We start from the raw sequence: 2,715 nt of genomic DNA, 5'->3' as shown, positions 1-2,715 counted from the left end.
CCGGCGCCCCCCCCGCGCCCCCGCCCCCCCCCCGCCCGCCCCCCGCCCCCCGCCGCCCGGGCGCGGGCCCGGCGGGGGGGCGGGGGGTGGCGCCCCCCCCCCCCCTTCGAGACGTTCGTCGGCCCTGCGAGGGTGCACCGCTCGAGGGTCGTGAACAAGCAGGCCGGGATCAGGCCTTCTTGGTCTCCCAGAAGATCTTGTCGATCTGGGCGATGTAGTCGAGCGCCTTCTGGCCCGTGGCCGGGTCCGACGAAGCCTTCGCGGCCGAGAGGGCCTTGAGGGTGTCGTTCACCAGCTGGTGCAGCTCCGGGTACTTCTCGAAGTGCGGGGGCTTGAAGTAGTCGCTCCAGAGCACCGACACGTGGTGCTTGGCGAGCTCGGCGCGCTGCTCCTTGATGACGATGGCGCGCGTCTGGAACGCGGCGTCGTCGTTGGCGGCCATCTTGTCCTGGACGGCCTTGACCGACTCGGCCTCGATGCGGGCCTGGGCCGGGTCGTACACGCCGCAGGGGAGGTCGCAGTGAGCGCTGGCCTTCACCTTGGGGGCGAACAGGCGGGAGAGCATGTAGCTGTCCTTCCTCGTGATCGTCTTCTCAGGTGGGACATTACTCCGTGCGGGACGGGTTTTCTCGAGTGCCCCCGGGGGCTTAGGCCAAAAGTCCGGGGCCAGACTTGGACTGATGGAGGATGGGACGGGAGCACGGCGGGAACCGGGGAGGTTGTCTGATGCCCGAGGCGATCGAAGAAGTGCGCGAGGCGAAGGTGCCGTTTCAGATCATTGAGGTCGAGGGCCCGTCCATGGTGCCGACCCTGTACCCCGGCGACTGGATGCTGGTGCAGCACGGCGCCCGGGTGCGGCCCGGGGACGTCGTCGTCCTGCGGCACCCGTTCCAGCAGGACCTGCTGGTCGTCAAGCGGATCGCCGAACGCCGCGACGGCGGCTGGTGGGTGCTCGGGGACAACCCGGGCGCCGGGGGCGACAGCACCGTCTACGGAGTCGTGCCCGACGAGCTGGTGCTCGCCCGGGTGCGCGGCCGGCTGCGCCGCCGCAAGCCGTGGGAGCAGGGGGAGGGTCAGCGCTCGGTGACGGCGGTGCTGTCCTGGGTGTTCTCCGCGGTGCGTCCCGTGCGCTGCGACCGGTCGGCCTCCAGGCGCTTGCGGGCCCGGTAGGCGGCCACGTTGGCCCGGGTCGCGCAGCGGTCCGAGCAGTAGCGGCGCGAGCGGTTCGTGGACGTGTCCAGGTACGCGTTGCGGCAGGGCGCCGCCTCGCACAGGCCGAGCCGGTCCACGCCGTACTCCGTCAGATGGAAGGCGAGGCCCATCGCGGCGATCGCCGCGTAGCCCGCCGTCGCGTTCGACGGATGGTCCGCGAGGTGCATGTGCCACAGCGGGCGCCCGTCGTCGTCCCGGTGGTCGTGCCCGGAGATCTGCGGGCTCACCGGGAACTCCAGGAGCAGGGAGTTCAGCAGGTCCACGGCGAGCGTCTCGTCGCCGCCGTCCGCCGCCTCGAACACCGCGCGCAGCCGGGCCCGCACCCCGCGGAAGCGGGTCAGATCGGACTCGGTGGCGCGGCGGGCCGCCGACTGGTTGGCGCCGAACAGGGCGCGCACCGCGTCGACCGAGGTCAGCTCGTCCTTGCCGCGGCCCGGCTCCTCGCTGTTCACGAGACGCACCGCGTAGTCCGAGTAATAGGCCAGTTCCACTTGTAGTCCTTACCGGGGCCGTCTATCGTCGGGGCGAGCGAGGGTAATGCTCGCTCTAGGTTTCAGGGTATTACGCGCTCGTCCTGGAGGGCTTTCATGACCGACGTGACCGAGACCGCCGCCGAGGGAACGACCGACTGGCGCGCCTGGCAGGACAGCTGGGACCGGCAGCAGGAGTGGTACATGCCGGACCGCGAGGAGCGGTTCCGGGTGATGCTCGACATGGTCGAGGCCTTCGCGGGGCCCGCGCCCCGCGTGCTCGACCTCGCCTGCGGCACCGGCAGCATCACCGACCGCCTCCTGAAGCGGTTCCCGGACGCGACCAGCGTCGGCGTCGACCTCGACCCGGCACTCCTCGCCATCGCCCGCGGCACCTTCCAGGGGGACGAGCGGGTCTCCTTCGTCACCGCGGACCTCAAGGACCCGCGCTGGACGGAGGCGCTGCCGCACACGACGTACGACGCCGTGCTCACCGCCACCGCCCTGCACTGGCTGCACTCCGAGCCTCTCGCCGCCCTGTATGGCCAACTGGCCCCGCTCGTCCGGGACGGCGGGGTGTTCATGAACGCGGACCACATGATCGACGAGACGACGCCGCGGATCAACGCCGCGGAGCGGGCGTCGCGGCACGCGCGCATGGACCGGGCCCGGGGCGAGGGCGCGGTCGACTGGGCCGAATGGTGGGCCCTGGCCGCGGCCGATCCCGTCCTGGCCGGCCCCACGGCCCGGCGGTTCGAGATCTACGGGGAGCACGCGGACGGGGACATGCCGTCGGTGGCCTGGCACGCGGGGGCGCTGCGCTCGGCGGGCTTCGGTGAGGCGCGGGCCGTCTGGCGGTCGCCGTCGGACGCGCTGGTCCTGGCGGTGCGGTAGGGGGTGCCGGGTTTCGGGTGCGGGTCCGGTGGGGGCTGGTCGCGCAGTTCCCCGCGCCCCTGAAATGCATGGCGCTTCGCGCCGCATTTCCCCGATGGGGCACCGCCCCTATGGAGATCGCGCACGAAGTGCGCATCTC

General features: G+C 72.2%; 4 protein-coding genes. 2 read left to right on the top strand and 2 right to left on the bottom strand.

Annotated features, from left to right (window positions below):
- Nucleotides 1-169: 169 nt before the first annotated feature.
- The gene (gene sodN, locus ACFW9D_RS32230; RefSeq protein WP_161304267.1) at nt 170-565 is read right to left on the bottom strand and encodes a superoxide dismutase, Ni; all 396 of its coding nucleotides are present in this window, start codon (nt 563-565) and stop codon (nt 170-172) included.
- Between the two features lie 161 nt (nt 566-726).
- Here sodN and sodX point away from each other — a divergent pair, with 161 nt between their 5' ends.
- Nucleotides 727-1,170: a nickel-type superoxide dismutase maturation protease gene (gene sodX, locus ACFW9D_RS32225; protein WP_188336917.1), complete on the top strand. Its 444-nt coding sequence runs from the start codon at nt 727-729 to the stop codon at nt 1,168-1,170.
- Here sodX and ACFW9D_RS32220 read toward each other — a convergent pair.
- On the bottom strand, nt 1,074-1,703 hold the full coding sequence (locus ACFW9D_RS32220) for an ABATE domain-containing protein (RefSeq protein ID WP_188336916.1): 630 nt from the start codon (nt 1,701-1,703) through the stop codon (nt 1,074-1,076). The genes sodX and ACFW9D_RS32220 overlap by 97 nt on opposite strands.
- A 96-nt stretch (nt 1,704-1,799) precedes the next feature.
- Here ACFW9D_RS32220 and ACFW9D_RS32215 point away from each other — a divergent pair, with 96 nt between their 5' ends.
- A complete protein-coding gene (locus ACFW9D_RS32215) occupies nt 1,800-2,576 on the top strand; it encodes a trans-aconitate 2-methyltransferase (protein WP_188336915.1) in 777 nt (258 codons plus the stop codon).
- The last annotated feature ends 139 nt before the right edge of the window (nt 2,577-2,715 follow it).

This window comes from Streptomyces sp. NPDC059524, assembly GCF_042749255.1.
In the GTDB taxonomy this organism is placed as follows: Bacteria; Actinomycetota; Actinomycetes; order Streptomycetales; family Streptomycetaceae; genus Streptomyces; species Streptomyces xanthii.
The sequence above is the reverse complement of the archived record's forward strand: the minus strand, read 5'-3'. Positions and strand labels throughout refer to the sequence as shown.

Bases quoted from the DNA above. Each gene is read 5' to 3' on its own strand.
- sodN (WP_161304267.1), bottom strand. From the start codon at position 565: ATGCTCTCCCGCCTGTTCGCCCCCAAGGTGAAGGCCAGCGCTCACTGC.
- sodX (WP_188336917.1), top strand. From the start codon at position 727: ATGCCCGAGGCGATCGAAGAAGTGCGCGAGGCGAAGGTGCCGTTTCAG.
- ACFW9D_RS32215 (WP_188336915.1), top strand. From the start codon at position 1,800: ATGACCGACGTGACCGAGACCGCCGCCGAGGGAACGACCGACTGGCGC.